Here is an 18206-nt window from a genome sequence, read left to right on the forward strand (position 1 = left end):
GATGATGGCCCAAGTCAAGGGGGCTTTTCATAATTCATACTTCATACTTCATAATGCAATCAATCCGTTGGCATTGCGCTTCCCCGTCCCAACCTCGCGGAGAAAATCAACGCGAGTTACCGCACCATGGAAAACCGACCATTGCCGACCGAGATCAACCTCCACCAGCAGTCACGGGTGCTCGAGCTCACCTATGACGACGGCGCCCGGTTCAGTCTGCCGTGCGAGTATCTGCGCGTTCTGTCGCCCTCAGCCGAGGTCCGCGGGCACTCGCCCGCGACCGCCAAGCTACAGGTCGGCAAGGAACAGGTCGGCATTACCGACCTGGAGCAGATCGGCAGCTATGCCCTGAAGATTCACTTCGACGACGGGCATCGGTCAGGCCTCTACGACTGGCAGTACCTTTACAAGCTCGGCCGCGCCTGGCAGCCGCTCTGGTTCGATTATCTCGAGCGACTCGCCGCCGCCGGTCACCAGCGCCAGGGGCCTGACCCCTTCGAGGTGCTCAAAGCGCGCGGGGAGGCCCCGTCGCGACTGCCGGAACCGGAGTCGGCGACGGCATGACCGCCCTGGAACTGGTCTACGCCTACCATCAGCAAAGCAAACATCACCTCAACGGCTATGCGCCTGGTCCGGGCGGCTTGGACTGGGCGAATCAGCCGGACCCGTTTCGGGTCTTCACGGGAGCACCGGGGATCGATCTGCGGCTGGCGGCCGATGCCGAGACGGCGCTGTTCTCAGGGATTCGCGGCGGGGAGCGGCCGCATCCGGCGCCGGTGGATCTGGCGCATCTGGCGGTGTTGTTGGAGCTGTCGTTCGGACTCTCGGCCTGGAAGTCCTATGGCGATGCCCGATGGGCACTGCGCTGCAATCCATCCAGCGGGAATCTGCACCCGACCGAGTGTTATCTGATCACCGACGCCCGGGCGGGTCTCGCCGGCGGGATCTACCACTATGTCAGTCGGGATCACCGGCTGGAGCAACGTGCGCTCGACCTTGAGACAGCGGCGGCGGGGCCGCCAACCGCGGGCCTGGTGCTGGCGCTCAGCAGCATTTACTGGCGCGAGGCCTGGAAATACGGCCTGCGCGCCTTCCGCTACTGTCAGCACGATCTCGGCCACGCCATCGCGGCGGTCGCCTATGCCGCCGCGGTTCTGGGCTGGCAGGTGACGCGGCTGCCCTGGGGCGATGCGGTGCTGGCCGGGCTGCTGGGGCTCGACCGAGCCGATGAGTTTCCGCCCGGTCACCAAGAGGCCGCGGATGTGGCACTCTGGGTCGGCCCCGCGGTCCCGCCGGCGGCCGAACTCACGCGACTGCGCCAGCAACCGCGGCGTTTCCAGGGTAGGGCGAACCTGTTGAGTCGGGACTACCGGCACTGGTCGGGAATCGCCACCGTGCATGAGGCCGCTGAGCGCCCGGAGGCGGCACTCCCTGTCGCCACGCAACACCCGAGCCTCCCGCCGCCGGCGGCGAACCCCTGCACACTCACCGCCGCCGATTTGATCCGCCAGCGCCGCAGTGCTCAGGAATTCGACGGGGCGACGCCGCTGTCGGCGCAGCGCTGGTTCGCCATGCTGGACGCGCTCTTGCCGCGCGCCGGGGTGCCGCCCCTGGACGCCTGGAACGGGCCGCCCCGCGTCCATCTGGCCCTGTTCGTCCACCGGGTGGAGGGGATTGCCCCCGGGCTCTATTGCCTGGCACGCGACCCCGCGGCCATCCACGCGCTACGGTCCGGCCTGGGGAAAGCCTGGCGCTGGGAGCCCCTTGAAGCCGCACCCGCCCACCTACCCCTGTTCTGCCTGGTCCAAGGCGACGCCCGCGCGGCGGCACGCCAGCTCGCTTGTCATCAGGACATTGCCGCCGACAGCGCCTTTGCGGTCGGGATGCTGGCGGACTTCGATGCAGCGCTCGCGGATGGACCCTGGCACTATCGGGAACTCTTCTGGGAGTGCGGCCTGATCGGTCAGATCCTCTATCTGGAGGCGGAGGCGGCGGGGCTGCGTGGGACCGGCATCGGCTGCTTCTTCGACGACGCCGTGCACGATCTGCTGGGAATTGCGGACACCCGGTGGCAATCGCTTTACCATTTCACCGTGGGCGGTCCGCTGGAAGACCAGCGGTTACAGACCGAGCCGCCCTATGCTCATCTGGAGACGCGAGCGTCATGATCCGTTCGCCCATGTGCATCCGTGCGATCCTGGCTCCCCTGTTGCTGGCGTGGCTTCCGGTGGCCGGTTGTGCGCCGCCGGACGGACCGGCGCCGATCAGCGGCGATGTGCCGGAGGCCCGCGGCTGGCGCGCGGAGACCCTGGTCACCGGGCTCGAACACCCCTGGTCCATCGCCTGGTTGCCGGACGGCACGGCCCTGATCACCGAGCGGCCCGGGCGCCTGCGCCTCGTGCGTGACGGCCGGCTGGACCCCAAGTCCATCGCCGGGGTGCCGGAGGTCTTGGTCTATGGTCAGGGCGGTCTGCTCGATGTGGCACCGCACCCGCGCTTTGCCGAGAACCAACAGGTCTATCTCACCTTTGCCCAGGGCACCAAGGACGCCAACCGCACCGCGCTGGCACGGGGGCGCCTGCGCGCGGGCCGGCTGGAAGACCTGCAGGTCATTTTCCGCAACGCCGACACCAAGAACGACGGCCAACATTTCGGCTCGCGTTTGCTGTGGTTGCCCGACGGCTCCCTGCTGATGAGCATCGGCGACGGCGGCAATCCGCCGATCGCCCATGCCGGAGCGAACATCCGCGACCAGGCGCAAAACCCGGGTACCCACTTCGGTAAGGTCGTGCGTCTGAGCGAGGACGGTCAGCCGCTTCCCGACAACCCCTTGGTGAACCGGACGGGCGACCGCCCCGAGATCTGGACCCTGGGTCACCGCAACATCCAGGGCCTGACCCGCGACCCCCGCACCGGCCGGGTCTGGGCCACCGAGCACGGCGCCCGCGGCGGGGATGAACTCAACCTCCTGGTCGGCGGCGGCAACTACGGCTGGCCGGTGGTGACCTACAGCATGGAATACTGGGGACCCAAGATCGCGGACGACACCAGCGGGCCGGGGATGGTCGATCCCCGGCTGGTCTGGGTTCCGTCGAAGGCCCCAAGTGGACTCGCTTTTTACAGCGGCGAGCGCCTGCCGGGCTGGCAGGGCGACCTGTTCAGCGGTGCATTGAAGTTCGGCCAAGTCCGCCGAATCGACCTGGACGGCGAGCGGGTGGCGGGCGAGGAGAAGCTCACCATCGGCGCCCGGGTGCGCGACGTGCGGCAGGGGCCCGACGGTTTCCTGTATGTCCTCACCGACGAGGCCAACGGACGCTTGCTGAGAATCGTCCCCGACTGAGGGTCGCGACCGACCGGAATTGCATTTATGGAGCCTTGCGTTTAGGTTGCCGCCAGGCAGCACCGGATTGGGAAGGCTGCCCCTGCCGATCCGGACGCGCAGAATGGCCTTGATCATGGTTCCGGCGACGCGGCATCGTAGGGTGGACAAGCGCAGCGCAGTCCACCAGCGGCGGCGCGGGATTCGGCGGACTGCGCTATCGCTTGTCCACCCTACAGCTGGGACGATGATCAAGGCCCGCAAGATCAAACTGGACGATATAGCGTTCGCACCTGATATCCGGACAGACTTTCGTGTAGGGGCGGGTTTAAAACCCGCCCCTACGTCCGGTAATCACGTTCGAAGGCTATACCACCCTGGGGGACGCAACTCGCCATGCGATTTTTTGACATCATTGCCGCCCTGCTCACGCTGTCCGCGTTGTTCAGTTGGTTCAACCACCGGTTTCTGAAACTGCCGACCGCGATCGGCCTGATGTTGATCGCGCTGCTGATCTCACTGACCCTGCTGCTGCCGATTCCGGGTAGCGACGGACTGGAGGAGGACGTGAAGCGGATGCTCGACAGCATCCCCTTCGACGAGGCCGTGCTACACGGCATGCTCGGCTTCATGCTCTTTGCCGGAGCGCTGCACGTCAAACTCTCCGATCTGGCGCAACACAAATGGGCCATCGCCTTGCTCGCGAGCGTCGGAGTGCTGATCTCGACCTTGCTGGTCGGCTTTGGCGCCTGGCTCCTGTTCCTTCTGCTGGGGCTTAAGGTTCCCCTGATCTACTGCATGGTGTTCGGCGCCCTGATCTCGCCGACCGACCCCATCGCGGTCCTCAGCATCCTGAAGCAGGCCGCGGCGCCGAAGAGCCTCGAAACCAAGATCACCGGTGAATCGCTGTTCAATGACGGTGCAGCCGTGGTGCTCTTCCTGGTACTGGTGCAAATCGCCGTCGGCGCCGAGCAGCTCCATCCGGGGCTTTTTCTGACTACCTTCCTGCAAGAATCCGTCGGCGGCTTCGCCTTGGGTCTGGTCAGCGGCGGTCTTGCGTATTACATGATGCGCAGTATCGACAACTATCAGGTCGAGGTACTGATCACCCTCGCGGTGGCAAGCGGCGCCTATGCGGTGGCCGAACACTGGCATGTCTCAGCGCCGATCACTGTCGTCATCGCCGGCCTGTTGATCGGCAACCTGGCCCGTGACGGAGTCTGGTCGGACCAGACGATGCGGCATGTCGACAGTTTCTGGGAGCTGACCGACGAGATCCTGAACGCCGTGCTGTTCGTGCTGATCGGGCTCGAGGTGATGGTGCTGACCCTGACCGGATCGATCCTGCTCGCCGGTCTGCTGGCCATCCCGCTAGTCCTGGTCGCCCGGGCAGTCAGTACCGGCCTACCGATGGCCTCCCTGACCCGGTTCCGCACCTTTGCCCCCGGTGTGGTCGCGATCCTGACCTGGGGCGGGCTGCGCGGCGGCATCTCGGTGGCGATGGCCCTGGCCTTGCCGCACGGCGAGATCCGCGACCTGTTGGTGTCGGTCACCTACATCGTGGTGGTCTTCTCGATCCTGGTGCAGGGCCTGACGCTGGGTCCGGTCATCCGTGCGATGGGGCGCCGGGCCGATCGGGAGTTTGCCGTGAGGGGTCTGGCGGGACCAGCCCCGGCCGCGCATCCGGACTGATGCCCGCGCGATCAGCAACAGACCTGACCGCAAGATCCGTAGGGCTGTAGGGGCGACTTCAGTCGCCCCGCCACATCGGCGAATCCTTTCCCGGAAATCACCTAAGGCGATTTCCGACAATCTTGTTGACCCGATTCCGGGTCATGACCTCAGGCACTTGGAATCGCGGCTCAGCGACCTAACTCAGCCGACTCAGTTGTAACCGGACGAGTCTGACCCGTCCCCCCATTCAAGAGACTCCGACGATGATCCTTCGCTTTCCCCTGAAACGCCAAGCCTTGGCCTTGTTCACCGGCCTGTTGCTGACCGCCTGCCTGTCCGAGGCCGGGCCGACCCTGACCGCCCCGGAGGCCAACGATCAGGCACGCACCGGTGCACTCACCCTGATCGACATCCGCACCCCCGAGGAATGGCGCCAAACCGGCGTCGCCGAGGGTGCGGTACGGATCGAAATGCGCAACCCCAAGGGGCCGGACGGCTTTGCCGAGGCCGTGCTCGCCGAGGTCAAGGGCGACCGCAATGCCCCCATCGCGCTCATCTGCCGCACCGGTAATCGCACCACCTATATGCAAAAAGAACTCGAGGCGCGCGGCTTTACCCATGTCTACAACATCAAGGAGGGCATGGTCGGCAGCGCCGCCGGACCCGGCTGGATCAAGCGCGGCTTGCCGGTACAGGCGTGCAAACAGTGTTGACGTCGGCCGCCGCAACATGAGCGCCGTGCTGGAACTGAACCGGCATCGATTCAGCCGGGTACACTATGACCGGATGATCGATGCAGGCGTATTCGGGCCGCACGACCACGTGGAATTGCTGGACGGGGAGATCATCGACATGGCACCCCAGAAGAGTCGGCATGCCACCGCGGTCACGCTGGTTGCAGACGCCTTGCGCAGCGCATTCGGCCCCGGCGTCACCGTGCGCGTCCAACTCCCGTTCAATCTTGATGATCACTCGGCACCCGAACCCGATGTCGCCGTCGTCCCCGGCAAACCGCGTGACTACCGCGACGCCCACCCCGCCCACGCGCGACTCATCTGCGAAATTTCCGACACCACACTCGCCTATGATCGCGGCCGCAAGCTCGCGGCCTACGCCCGTGCGGGCGTGCCTGAGTATTGGATTTTGGACTTGAACGAGGAAACCCTGGAGGTCTGCCGCGAACCGCAGAACAGCGGTTATGCCCAGCAGCGGGTTTTGCCGTCGGATGCCCAGGTCTCTCCGCTGGAAATCCTCACGCAACACCTCTTGGTCGGCGATCTGCTGCCCTGAGGTCATGCGTGCGGCTGAAGGCCACTGGGTCGCGGACGGGGCCTTGCGCCCCGTCCGGCCCGTGGGGCGAGGTCAGATGGTCTCCGGCACCATCACGATGGCACCGCAGGGGCACTCGGTGCGGCAGATGCCGCAGCCCTTGCAGTAGTCGTAGTTGAACTCGAACCGGTTGCCGGGGCCGAGCTTGATCACGGCATTGTCCGGGCAGACGCCGTAACAGTTGTCGCATTCGAAGCAGTTGCCGCAGGACAGACAGCGCCGCGCCTCGAAGAGTGCGGTACTCTCGTCCAGCCCGCCGACGACCTCTTCAAAGGTCGATTGGCGCCGCGCCAGGTCGAGCGTCGGCCGCACCATCTTGGGTGCGTCGTCGTAGTACCAGGTGTTGAGCTTATCGAACTCCGCCAACGCGTGCTTGGGTGCCGGCGCATAGGTCTCGCCGCGCAGCCAGGCGTCGATGTTGCGCGCCGCCTTCTTGCCGTGACCGATGGCCACGGTGACGGTGCGCTCCGAAGGCACCATGTCGCCGCCGGCGAAGATGCCGGCGCGGCCGGTCATCATGTTGGTGCCCACCTGCACCACGCCGTCCTTGATCTCCAATCCCGGCACGCCGTTGAGCAGCGAGAGATCCACATCCTGGCCAAGCGCCAGCACCAGCGAGTCGGATTCGAGCGTCTCGAATTCACCGGTGGGCTGCGGGAAGCCGGTGGCATCGAGCGCCATCTTCTCGACGGTGAGGGTGCCCTCGTCCGACATGTTCTTGATGGTGGACAGCCACTTGATCATGATGCCTTCCTGCAGCGCCTCCTCGACCTCGAAGTCGTGGGCGGGCATCTTCTCGCGGGTGCGGCGGTAGACGATGATGGCGTCGGTGGCGCCCAGGCGTTTGGCGGTACGGGCGACGTCGAGCGCGGTGTTGCCGCCGCCGTAGACCACCACGCGGCGGCCCAGCATCGGCTTTTCCTCATCCTCCATGCCACGCAGCACCTGCATGGCGTCGAGCATCCGCGCCGAGTCGGCGGCCGGAATGTAGGCGCGCTTGGCGATGTGGGCACCCACGGCGAGGAAGGCGGCATCGAAGCCGCTGTCCTTCATGGTCTGCTCGATGTTCTCAACCTTGGTATTGAGCTGGAGCACCACGCCCAGATCGAGAATGCGCTGGACCTCCGCGTCCAGCACATCGCGCGGCAGCCGGTATTTGGGGATGCCGAAGCGCATCATGCCACCGGCGAATGGCCCGGCTTCCTGGATGGTGACCCGATGTCCGAGGCGCGCCAGATGGTAGGCGGCGGAGAGCCCGGACGGGCCGGCGCCGACCACCAGCACCTGCTTGCCGGAACTGCTCGCGGGTGGCGTGAACTTCCAGCCGAGCTTGATCGCCTGATCGCCCAGGAAGCGCTCGACCGAGTTGATGCCCACCGACTCATCGAGTTGACCGCGGTTACAGGCGGTCTCGCAGGGGTGATAGCAGACGCGGCCCATCACGGCGGGCAGCGGATTGTTCGCGGTCAGCGCGCGCCACGCCTGTTCATAGTCACCGGACTCGGCGTGGAACAGCCACTCCTGGATGTTCTCCCCCGCGGGACAGGCGTTGTTGCATGGCGGCAGCCGGTCGACATATTGCGGTCGGTAGGTACGCCAGGTCCCGGTCTTGTTGGCCAGTGAGGACCCGACATCGAGTGTGATTGCGAATGGTTTTTCCATCACGGGTTACCTGTTGCGACAGGGGCTGCGACAGCGGTTTCAGCCGCGGGATCGACCAGTCCGAAGCGCCGGATGTTACGGTCGGCCAGCGCCTGAATGTGCGCAATGGCCTCGGTGTTCGGTGTGGGCGAGAAGAGATGTGCGAAGCGCCGTTGTGGCCGCAGATAGGCCTCCACCGGCAACTGCTTGCGGATCTTCGAGACGCTGACGATCCGGTCGCGCTCCGCCTCGAACACCGGGAAGACCCCGGTCTCTTTCGCCAGTCGGGCGATGTGGATGGTGTCCCAGGAATTGGTTCCCCAGCCCAGCGGGCAGGGCACGAAGACATGGATGTAACGCGCCCCGCGGATCTCCATGGCGCGCTTGACCTTGGCCTCGAGGTCGCGCAGTTCCGACACGATGGCGGTGGCTACATAGGGGATCTCGTGAGCCATGGCGATCAGCGGCAGATTCTTGCCTTGTCCGAACACGTTACCGGGTGCGTCGCCGACCGCCGGGGTGGTTGCGGTGCGCGCCGCGCCGGGGGTGGCCGAGGAGCGCTGCACCCCGGTATTCATGTAGGCCTCGTTGTCGTAGCAGATGTAGAGCACGTCGTCGTTGCGCTCGAACATCCCCGACAGACAGCCGAAGCCGATGTCGGTGGTGCCGCCGTCGCCGCCCTGGGCGACGACGCGCACGTCGCTGCGCCCTTTCACCCGCATGGCCGCGGCGATGCCGGTGGCGACCGCGGCGGTGTTGCCGAACAGTGAGTGAATCCAGGGGATCTGCCAAGAGGTCTCGGGATACGGCGTCGAGAAGACCTCCAGACAGCCGGTCGCGTTGGCCGCGATCAACTGATTGTCGGTCGCCTGCATGGCGGCGTCGATCGCGTAGCGCGCGCCCAGCGCCTCGCCGCAGCCCTGACAGGCGCGGTGTCCGGAGTTGAGCGAATTAGTGCGCCGCATGTCCGCCTGCACCGAACGGTGTTCCGGATCGAGCAGGCGATTGCCGACCGTGTGGGTGCCGGTCTGATAGAACTTGATGGTGGTCGCTGTCATTGTAGGTGCCTCACTCAACCAACGCGGGCGGCCACGACCCCCAGGTCGCGCAGCAGGTTCTCGGCGATCGGACCCGAGCGGCGCGTCAGCCGCTCGCGCTCGAGCTCACGGTTGACGGCATTCCAATCCAGATCGAGGAAGGTCAGCGGTTCGAGCTTGTCCTCGATCGCTTCCATGAACAATTGGTGCAGCGAGTCCTTGGTGATGGCCCGCCCGCCGAGCCCGGCGACCACGCAGTAGAGCGGCTGCGGCCGGTTACGCATGGCGGAGCGCACATCGCGTGAAACGATGCCCCCGATGCCCACGGCGAAGCACTTCTCCACGACCACCACCCGGCGCACATGACTCACCGCATCGCGGATCTCGGTGAGCGGGAAAGGCCGGAACGAGGTGATGCCGAGTACGCCGATTTTGTTTCCCTCGTCGCGCAGGTCGTCGATCGTGTCTTTGATCGTGCCCAGCACCGAACCCAGGGCGATCACGACGGTGTCCGCGTCCTCCATGCGATATTGCCGGATCAGTCCGCCCGAATCACGCCCGAATTGTTGTTGGAATTCGGCCGCCAGTTGGGGAATCAGCTCCAGTGCCTGCATCTGCTTGGCGTGCGCGAGATAGCGCACCTCGGTGAAGGCTTCCGGGCCGACCATGGCGCCGATGGAGACGGGGTCACGAGGATCGAGGACCTGCCGTGGCTCGTATGGGGGCAGATAAGCATCGACCTGTTCCTGGGTCGGAATGTCCACGCCCTCGTAGGCATGGGTCAGGATGAAGCCGTCCATGCACACCATGATCGGCAGCGAGACTTCTTCCGCCAGCCGGAAGGCCTGGATGTGCAGGTCGGCGGCTTCCTGGTTGTTCTCCGCAAAGAGCTGAATCCAGCCCGCGTCGCGCATCGACATGGAGTCGGTGTGGTCATTCCAGATGTTGATCGGCGCGCCGATGGCGCGGTTGGCGAGCGTCATCACGATCGGCAACCCGAGCCCGGAGGCGTTCCAGACCGCCTCGGCCATATACAGCAGGCCCTGGCTCGCGGTGGCGGTGTAGGAGCGGGCCCCGGCCGCGGACGAGCCGATGGCGACCGACAGCGCGGCGAACTCCGATTCGACATTGATGAACTCGCAGCCCGGCAGGGTGCCGTCCCGCACCATCTCGCTCAACCCTTCCACGATATGGGTCTGGGGCGAGATCGGGTAGGCGCAGATCACCTCCGGCCGGCACAGGGCCACGGTCGCGGCGACCGCATGGGAGCCTTCACATTGTTTCAGCACGGCGGTAGTCCTCCGATTCTTTCTTAACAAATTCATAGGCGGCGCTGGCGGCGGCGATGTTGCCTGCCGCGACCTTGCCGGTGAATTTCTCATTGATTGCCGCGTGGACCGACTCGAGGGAGACCGCCCCGCTCATCGCCGCGAAGCCTGCCAGCAGGATGGCGTTCGGTAACGGGCGCCCAATGTGCTCCATCGCAATCTCGGTCGCCGGGACGGTGCACAGGTGGGAGTGGTGCCAGCCTGCGAAACGCTCGCTGATGCCGAGGTCGTCGAAGCTCTTCTTGGTGTTGATGAGGACGTAGCCGTCCGGCACCAGCCCGCTGAACACATCCACCTGGTGGAGCAGGGTGGGGTCCTGGATGATGAGGCCGTCCGGCTGCATGATGGGTTCGCGCAGCCGGATCTCGCGATCCGCGATCCGGCAGAAGGCCACCACCGGCGCCCCGGTGCGTTCCGAGCCGAAGCTCGGAAAGGCCTGCGCGTGTTTTTGTTCGAGAAATGCGGCGATCGAGAGCATTTCTGCTCCCGTAACGCAGCCTTGGCCGCCGCGGCCATGGATGCGGACTTGAAACATCACAATAGTGTCCCCTTTGGTGTTGTTGGTGCGATTGGAAGTTCCGCGGCACGTTGTAGCAGCCGAACCCGAGTTTTGCATCAAAAAATCTCATCGTACACGATAATGCTGTGCAACCCCGCGGTCCGCCTTGCCGAAGAGTCAGTCTGTTCGTAGTATCCTGAGCGCCCCCTGTTGGGCGTTCGGTGCTCGGGCGTTGCGACGACGAGGGGGCCTGCCGGCGTCACTGAGATGAAACGCGACCGCATTCATTGTTCCCTGCGCTGGTGCCATCGCGCGTGAGATCGGCTAAGCTTTCAGTCGATTGGCGCTGTATGGCCCACCGTGCCCGCCGCGCGCTGGCCTGGCTGGTGGTGATGGCGGGACTGCTGGCCGGTCTGGGTTCCGGCCCACTGGTCTGCGCCGCGAGCCCCCTCGCCTACACCCTGGTGATCATGCCGACCGGTGATGCCGCAATCGATCAGGCGATCAGGGATGCGTCCCAACTCGCCGGGTTGCGCGAGCGCGCCCCGGTGGGACCCTTTGCGCTGCTCGCCCGAGCCGAGTCCGATGCCGTGCGGTTCGATACGGTGTTGCGCAGCTTCGGCTACTACGACGGCAGGATTCAAATCCGGATCGCGGGGCGCGCGATCGATGATCCGACCCTGTTCCCCGTGCTCGAGGATCGGCCCGCCGGCTCCCCGGTCAAGGTGGCGGTTAACATCGCGTCCGGTCCGCTGTACCGACTGGGGATCGTGCGGCTCGACGGCCCGGTACCCGCGGATGTGCGTGCCGCTTTCAATCTGAAATCCGGCGACCCAGCGCGTGCCGCCGCGGTGCTGGCCGCCGGGGAGGCGGTATTGCAGGCGCTGCGGGAGGATGGGTTCGCGCTTGCCCAGGTTCCGCCGCCGGATGCGCTGGTGGATCATGACACGCGCCGCATGGACGTCGTCTATCTGGCGGAGCCTGGTCCAAGGGTGACCTTGGGATCGATTACAATCAACGGATTGACTCGACTTCGCGAGGACTATGTGCGCCGCCGTCTGGATTTGCAGCCGGGTGAGCCCTTCAGCCCCGCCCGGCTGGAGGCCGCCCGCCGCGACCTGCTGGCCGACGGCGTGCTGGCCTGGGCGCGGCTCACGCCGGGAACCGTGCCGGATGCCGAGGGGCGCTTGCCTCTGACCCTGGACGTGGCCGAACGCCCGTTGCGCGTGGTGCGCCTGGCCGGGGCCTTTTCGAGCGATGAGGGTACGACCGGCTCGGCCGCCTGGACGCATCGCAATCTGTTCGGCGGAGCCGAGCAACTGACTCTGCGGGCCGACCTCGGACAGGTGACCGAGGGTGGGCCGCAGGCGGCCAGCTACCTGGTCAACGGGTCCTTGCGCATCCCGGACCGGTGGCTGCGCGATCTGGCCTTGCGCCTGGATCTGGGCGCCGTGAACGAGAGCCTCGAAGCCTATGACCGCGAGGCGGTGACCGCCGGCGCGGTGCTGGAGCGGCGTTTTTCCGAGCAGTTGTCCGGCAGCGCCGGCCTGGCCTTCGAGCGTTCGCGGGTCACCCAGGAGGACGATCCGCGGGATTACCGCCTGCTCTCACTGCCGCTGACACTGACCTACGACACCACGGACGATCCGCTGAATCCGCGGCGCGGCCTGCGCCTGACGGCCCAGGCGGCGCCCACCCAACATTTGGGTCAGGAGTTGGCGCGGGATGGGCCGGGCTTCGTGCGCGGGCGCCTGGCCGGATCGGCCTATCTGGATCTCGGCGACCTGTTGGCCTGGGCCCATGCGGGCCCTTCCAGCTCCCGGATCGGCAGCGGCCAGTCGGTGCTGGCCGGCCGACTGGTGCTCGGCAGCATCCTGGGCGCCGTGGCGGATCAGGTCCCGCCGGATTGGCGTTTCTATGCCGGCGGAGGCGGCTCGGTCCGCGGTTATCCGTTCCAATCCATTGGCCCGCGCACGCCCTCGGGAACGCCCGCGGGCGGTGACGGTCTGTTCGAGGCCAGCCTGGAATGGCGCCGCCGCTTCGGCGCCAACTGGGGCTTGGCCATGTTTCTGGACGCCGGCGCGGTATCCGCGACCGGCACTCCAGACGCGGATGGACTCGCGGTCGGTCTCGGTCTCGGTGTGCGCTATCACACGCCCATCGGCCCGGTCCGAGCGGATATCGCCACCCCACTCAACCCGCATCAGGGGGATTCGCCGCTGCAACTCTATATCGGCATCGGGCAGGCGTTCTAGCCATGCGCCACGTCCTTCGTCCACTGCTGACGCTCCTGCTGCTGCCGTTACTGGCGTTGGCGCTGCTGCTGTTGGCGGCCAATACGGACCCCGGCCGGCGGGTCATCGCGTGGGGCTTGGCGGAGTTGAGCGGCGGGCAGGTCATGCTGTCGGGTTTGAGTGGGACTCTGCCGACGGCGCCGCGCATCGCGCGCCTGGAACTGCGCGACGCGGCCGGCGTCTGGCTGGTCGTCGAGGAGGCGGTGCTCGATCTCGAACTGCTGCCGCTGCTGCGCGGGACCATTACCATCGCGGCGCTGACGGCCCGCTCGGTGGTGCTGCACCGGGTGCCGGCCGGGGATGAGCAGGCTGCGGTCGGTATCGCGCTGCCGGTGCGCATCCTGCTGGGACACCTGGCCATCGACCGCCTGGACCTCGACGGGGCCGTGCCGGGCGCGCCGGCCTTGACCATCACGGGCAGCGGCTCGGTGGCGAGTGCCGCGCACCTGCAGGCGCGCGTGCGGATCACCGCCCCCGGCCGCACGGACCGCTACCGATTGGATCTGGACAGCGGCGGCGCGTCCGACCGGCTGGACCTGGCGTTCCAGGAGGCCCCCGGCGGTCTGGTCGCCGCGCTGGCCGCGGCGGTGGGACTGCGCTTGCCCGCGGTGCTGGACGGCTGGCGTCTCGACGCCGCGGTCGCGGGACCGCGTACGGCGCTCGTCCTGAACGCCGAGCTCGCGGCCGGACCGCTCCAGGCCACCGCGGCGGGCGTGCTCGATCTGGAGTCCCAGTCCGCCGCCGGGCTGCGCCTCTCCGCCGAGGTGCCGGCCCTGGCGCTGGCGCTGGAAGGGTTGCCGGCCATCGCCTGGCAGCGGCTCAGCGTCAGGGCGGATCTGGACGGCAGCCTGCGCGCACCGCGGGGGACGGCACGGGTCGAGTGGGACGGGCCGGCGGCCGGCGATCTCTCAGTGGAACGCCTGATCGCGACCGCCGAGGGCGACGCGACGCGTCTGGGTTTCGCACTGGAGATGAGCGGCCTGCGTACGCCCGTGGCGCTGCCCGAGACGCTGGCGGCCGTACCCTTGCGCCTGACAGGCGAACTGAGCCCCGCGGACCCCGCGCTCCCGGTGCAGATCGCCATCGGCCATCCACTCATCGACCTCCAGGCCGCGGTTGGCCTGACTGCACGCGCCGGGCACGCGACCCTGCGCTTGCCCGATCTTGCCGCCTTGAGCGGTCTGGCCGGCACGGCGCTGGCCGGCAGCGCCCGCTTCGACCTCGATGGTGTCGCCGATGGCGCGTCCCGCCTCGACGCGACAGGCGAGCTGGCGCTCACCCAGGCCCCGGCACCCATCGCCGGGCTGCTCGGGCCAGCGGCCCGTCTCGCACTGTCCGTCCGCGCCGACGGTGCGGCCTGGCAGATCGCCGCGGCCCGGATCGAGGGCGCACGGCTGCAGGCCAGTGTCCAGGGCCGGGCCGCGGGAGACGTCCTGGCACTGGGCTGGACGCTGGACCTGACCGACCTCAGCGTCCTGGCCCCCGGCTGGTCCGGGCGGATCCAGGCCCAGGGTGAACTCAAGGGTGAGCCGCGGGCGCCCCTGCTGGTCGCCGATCTGACCGCGCAGGCCGGATTTCAAGGTGTCGGCACGGGACCTCTCGCTGGCCAGGTGACCGGGCGTCTGAGCGCCCGACCCGCCGTGCCCGACGGGTCACTCGACCTGCGGGGCGATTGGGCCGGGCAGCCGGTCAGGATCGATCTCCAGGCCGAACGTGCCGCCGATGGCAGCCTGAACCTCGCCTTCGGCGACAGCCGCTGGGCCAGTGTCGCCGCCGCCGGCACCCTGCGCCTGCCGCGCGGGGCCGCGCTGCCGCAAGGCGAGCTGCGGCTGCGGGTCGAGCGGCTGGCCGATCTCGCCCCGCTGCTGCCGCCGGAAGCGGCCGCCGGGTTGGCCGGGCGCCTGAGCGCGCGTCTGACCCTGACCCCGGCCGGCACCGCGCTGATCGAGGCGGCGGGCGAGGGGCTGATGCTCCCTGGCGCGGTCGGGGTCCAGACGCTCGCCTTGACCGCCCAAGTGACCGAGCCCCAGGGGCAAGCGCGGACCGAGGCGACACTGCACCTGCGTGGGCTTGCGCTGGGGGCGGTCGGCGGGGAGGCGTCGCTGAGCATCCGCGGCCCGGCCGCCGCGCTCGACCTGACGGCAGACGCACGGCTGGCCGATCCGGTCGGCCCGCTCCAATTGGCAGCCCGGGCGCGGCTGGACGCCCCCGCCCGCCGTCTGGCGCTCCAGCACCTGGAGGCGCAGGCGCGCGGCGAGACCCTGCGGCTGCTCGCCCCGGCCGTGCTCGACCTGTCGGATGGTCTGCGAGTGGATCGGCTGCGTCTGGGGTTGCGGACGGGTTCGATCGAGGTCGCCGGGCGCCTGACACCGCGGCTGGAATTCCGGGCGGCGGTCGCCGGACTGCCGCTCGACTTGGTGCAACTGGTCGCGCCGGATTTGCCCCTGACCGGCACCCTGGGTGCTGATCTCAAGCTGACCGGAACCCTGGACGCCCCACTGGGTTCCGTGCGCGCTCAGGCGAGCGGCCTGCGTCTGACCACGGGACCGGGTCGGGGGATTCCGCCGGCACAGATCAAGGTCACGGCGGATCTCGCCGCTGACGGGGTGCGGCTGGATGCCCGGGCCTCGACCGGGCCGCGCACCGATCTGCGGGTGCAGGGACGGGTCGCCGGACGGCTGCCGTTTGCCCTGGGGACCTTGGCGCTGCGCGCCGACGGACGGGTCGATCTCGCGTTATTCGACCCGCTGCTGACCAGCGGGGGCCGCCAACTGAGCGGGCAGGCGGTGCTCGCCACGGCCATTGCGGGCACGATCACGGCGCCGCGCCTGGACGGCACGCTGCGACTGACCGATGCGGCCCTGTGGGACCGCACCATCGGGCTGGCCCTGACCGGGATTCAGGGCCGCTTGCGACTGGACGACGATCAGGTTCGGGTGGAACGTCTGACGGCGCAGACGGCCGCTGCATCGGGAACAGGCGCGGGTGCGGGACGCGGTACGGTCGAACTCACCGGCACGATCGGCGTGCTGGCGCCCGGAGTGCCGGTCGATCTGCGACTGATCGCGCGCCAGGCCAGGCCGATCCAACTGGATCAACTGGATGTGCAGGGAGACGCTGACCTGCGGCTGTCCGGACGCGCGGCCGAGCTCCTCGACGCCGTCGGCACGGTGCGCTTCAGCCGCATCGAGGTCCGGCTGCCCGAGCGTCTGCCCGCCGCCGTCGTCACCCTCCAGGTTCGGGAGCGCGGCGGTAGCGGCCGTCCGGTCGCGGCAGCGCGACCGTCGACCCTGGCTCCTGAGCTTGGGCTGGATTTGCTGCTCGCCGCCCCTCGTGCCGTTTATGTAAGTGGCCGCGGGGTCGACGCGGAACTCGGCGGCGAGGTGCGGCTGCGCGGGACCCTGGCCGATCCGGCGATCAGCGGCGGCTTCGATTTGCGGCGGGGCAGCTATGACCTGGCAGGTCAGACCCTGAAGTTCAGCCGCGGGCGGATCGGGTTCGATGGGGCCCACGGAATCGATCCCACACTCGACTTCGAGGCGCGCGCCACGGCGGCCGGCAGCACCGCAATCCTGGCCGTGCTGGGCACCGCGCAACAGCCGCGGATCGAACTGCGCGGGGAACCTCCGCTGCCGCAGGATGAGGTGCTGTCCCGCCTGCTGTTCGGGGTTGCCGGCGGACGCTTGTCGCCGGTGCAGGCGGTGCGGCTTGGGACGGCGGCGGCCTCGCTCGCGGGTGTCGAACTGGGCGGCGGTCTGCTTGGATTGGGAATACTGGATCGCGTGAGTACTGGGCTCGGACTGGAGCGTCTGCGGCTGGGAACCGATGACCGCGGCGACTCCAGCCTGGAGACCGGTCGCCAACTCACCGAGCGGGTCTATCTCGGTGCCCGCCAGGGCGTGCGGGCGGGTGAAACCCAGGGTGTGCTGCGCATCGAGGTCACGCCGCGGATCAGGGTGGAAGCGGATGTCGGCGCCTCCGGCGGCACCCGAGCGGGTGCGGCCTTCGAGCATGAATACTGAAACGGTTCCCGATAGCCTTCGGACGTGATAACCGGACGTAGGGGCGGGTTTCAAACCCGCCCCTACACGAAGCTCTGTCTGGATATCAGGTGCGAACGCTATATTCAGATTCGAACAGCCCAACCACCGTCTCGGCCTGGGCCGCGGCGAGCAGCCAGGCGCGCAGTTGGCCGGCGTCGCGGGTCCCGCGCAGGCGGTCGCGGGTCGCGTCGTCGATCGTGAGGCCGCGGGCGGCCAGCAGGGTCAGGATCGCATCGGCCAGGCCCTCATCACGGCCTTCCTCGCGACCCTCCTCGCGAATGGCCTCCAGGCCGGCGTAGCCGCGCCGCTGCAGGAGGTTGCGCAGGATCACGTCCTGCGCGGCGTCGCGGTCGAACAGGGCGGCCACCGGAACCGGATTGCGCAGGATGCCGGGCGCGACGAGCAACTCCCCGATTCCGTGGGTCTGCAGCGGCTGCCCTGGGGCATGGACCTCGACCCGGCGCGGACCCACCAACCGTACCACCCATACCAGGCGAGTGCCGTGGCCGAGCAGATCGGCGATCTTGGTGCGCAGGTCCGCCTCGTCCTGGCCGCGCGCGGCGTACTCGACGGCCAGCAGCGGCGCATCGGGGATCCAACCGCCGTCTCCGCCCGGGGTAGCCACCGAGACATCGGGTGCGCGCAGCGTCCCGGGGTCCGGCGAATAGCCGGCATCGACGCCGGTCCATTGCACATCCGGGTCGCTGTCGAGCAGGGCGGCACCGGTCGCGTTGGGACCGGCGTGGTCCCGTCCGGCGGGGGCGCAGTAGATGGGGTGGCCGTTGGTGAGCTCGTAGCGGTCACCGTCGCGCAGTTGATCGGCCCGGAAGGGACCGGTGTCGGGTTGCAGTCGGCTGTTGCTCATGCGGTCGCTCCGGCGGCCTGGGGGGCGGATGCTGATCGGAGTATAGATGAAGCCGGGCAGCGGTCGGGTGCGATCAGAACTGATGTGGTGATCGAGATTCCGGGTACCAGTTCTGATCGCACCCGCGGCCGCCGCGCGACGCGGTATCATGATGGATTCGGGTCCACTGCGGAAACG

Annotated in this window: 13 protein-coding genes; 8 read left to right on the forward strand and 5 right to left on the reverse strand. The window is 67.9% G+C overall.

Annotated features, from left to right (window positions below; all coding sequences use genetic code 11):
* The first annotated feature begins 126 nt into the window (after window positions 1–126).
* The 6 genes from A39O_RS0109545 (at window position 127) to A39O_RS0109570 (ending at window position 6283) form a co-directional block, all read left to right on the forward strand.
* A complete protein-coding gene (locus A39O_RS0109545) occupies window positions 127–564 on the forward strand; it encodes a gamma-butyrobetaine hydroxylase-like domain-containing protein (RefSeq protein ID WP_020504424.1) in 438 nt (145 codons plus the stop codon).
* The gene (locus tag A39O_RS0109550; protein WP_020504425.1) at window positions 561–2168 is read left to right on the forward strand and encodes a SagB/ThcOx family dehydrogenase; all 1608 of its coding nucleotides are present in this window, start codon (window positions 561–563) and stop codon (window positions 2166–2168) included. Before A39O_RS0109545 ends, A39O_RS0109550 begins: the two co-directional genes overlap by 4 nt.
* A complete protein-coding gene (locus A39O_RS0109555) occupies window positions 2165–3340 on the forward strand; it encodes a PQQ-dependent sugar dehydrogenase (protein WP_245561852.1) in 1176 nt (391 codons plus the stop codon). The genes A39O_RS0109550 and A39O_RS0109555 overlap by 4 nt, the downstream gene beginning before the upstream one ends.
* Before the next feature lie 375 nt (window positions 3341–3715).
* On the forward strand, window positions 3716–5011 hold the full coding sequence (locus tag A39O_RS0109560; RefSeq protein ID WP_020504427.1) for a cation:proton antiporter: 1296 nt from the start codon (window positions 3716–3718) through the stop codon (window positions 5009–5011).
* Window positions 5012–5256: 245 nt separating this feature from the next.
* Window positions 5257–5706, forward strand: coding sequence for a rhodanese-like domain-containing protein (locus tag A39O_RS0109565; protein ID WP_020504428.1), 450 nt, complete (start codon window positions 5257–5259; stop codon window positions 5704–5706).
* Between the two features lie 16 nt (window positions 5707–5722).
* On the forward strand, window positions 5723–6283 hold the full coding sequence (locus tag A39O_RS0109570; RefSeq protein ID WP_020504429.1) for a Uma2 family endonuclease: 561 nt from the start codon (window positions 5723–5725) through the stop codon (window positions 6281–6283).
* 72 nt (window positions 6284–6355) lie between these two features.
* Here the strand turns inward: A39O_RS0109570 and A39O_RS0109575 are convergent, their stop codons facing one another.
* The 4 genes from A39O_RS0109575 to A39O_RS0109590 are packed head-to-tail and all read right to left on the reverse strand — an operon-like array spanning window position 6356 to window position 10863.
* Entirely contained in the window at window positions 6356–7984 is a 1629-nt protein-coding gene (locus A39O_RS0109575) for an NAD(P)-binding protein (RefSeq protein WP_020504430.1), read from the reverse strand.
* Window positions 7984–9021 (reverse strand): thiamine pyrophosphate-dependent enzyme, encoded by a 1038-nt coding sequence (locus A39O_RS0109580; protein WP_020504431.1) that lies wholly within the window; start codon window positions 9019–9021, stop codon window positions 7984–7986. The genes A39O_RS0109575 and A39O_RS0109580 overlap by 1 nt, the downstream gene beginning before the upstream one ends.
* A 14-nt stretch (window positions 9022–9035) precedes the next feature.
* On the reverse strand, window positions 9036–10289 hold the full coding sequence (locus tag A39O_RS0109585; protein ID WP_020504432.1) for a transketolase C-terminal domain-containing protein: 1254 nt from the start codon (window positions 10287–10289) through the stop codon (window positions 9036–9038).
* Window positions 10273–10863, reverse strand: a complete 591-nt coding sequence (locus tag A39O_RS0109590) for a 2-oxoacid:acceptor oxidoreductase family protein (protein WP_040527627.1) — start codon at window positions 10861–10863, stop codon at window positions 10273–10275. The genes A39O_RS0109585 and A39O_RS0109590 overlap by 17 nt, the downstream gene beginning before the upstream one ends.
* A 314-nt stretch (window positions 10864–11177) precedes the next feature.
* On the opposite strand from A39O_RS0109590, the gene A39O_RS0109595 reads away from it, so the two are divergent.
* Together A39O_RS0109595 and A39O_RS0109600 are read left to right on the forward strand one after the other, a co-directional pair.
* Window positions 11178–13082 carry an autotransporter assembly complex protein TamA gene (locus A39O_RS0109595; protein ID WP_020504434.1) on the forward strand — a complete coding sequence of 635 codons (1905 nt, stop codon included), beginning with the start codon at window positions 11178–11180 and terminating at the stop codon, window positions 13080–13082.
* 2 nt (window positions 13083–13084) lie between these two features.
* On the forward strand, window positions 13085–17143 hold the full coding sequence (locus tag A39O_RS0109600) for a translocation/assembly module TamB domain-containing protein (protein WP_020504435.1): 4059 nt from the start codon (window positions 13085–13087) through the stop codon (window positions 17141–17143).
* A gap of 85 nt (window positions 17144–17228) precedes the next feature.
* On the opposite strand, the gene A39O_RS0109605 is transcribed toward A39O_RS0109600, so the two are convergent.
* Window positions 17229–18029: a Uma2 family endonuclease gene (locus tag A39O_RS0109605; protein ID WP_040527648.1), complete on the reverse strand. Its 801-nt coding sequence runs from the start codon at window positions 18027–18029 to the stop codon at window positions 17229–17231.
* Window positions 18030–18206: the final 177 nt, after the last annotated feature.

The sequence above is a fragment of the Lamprocystis purpurea DSM 4197 genome, assembly GCF_000379525.1.
GTDB classification, from domain to species: Bacteria; Pseudomonadota; Gammaproteobacteria; order Chromatiales; family Chromatiaceae; genus Thiodictyon; species Thiodictyon purpureum.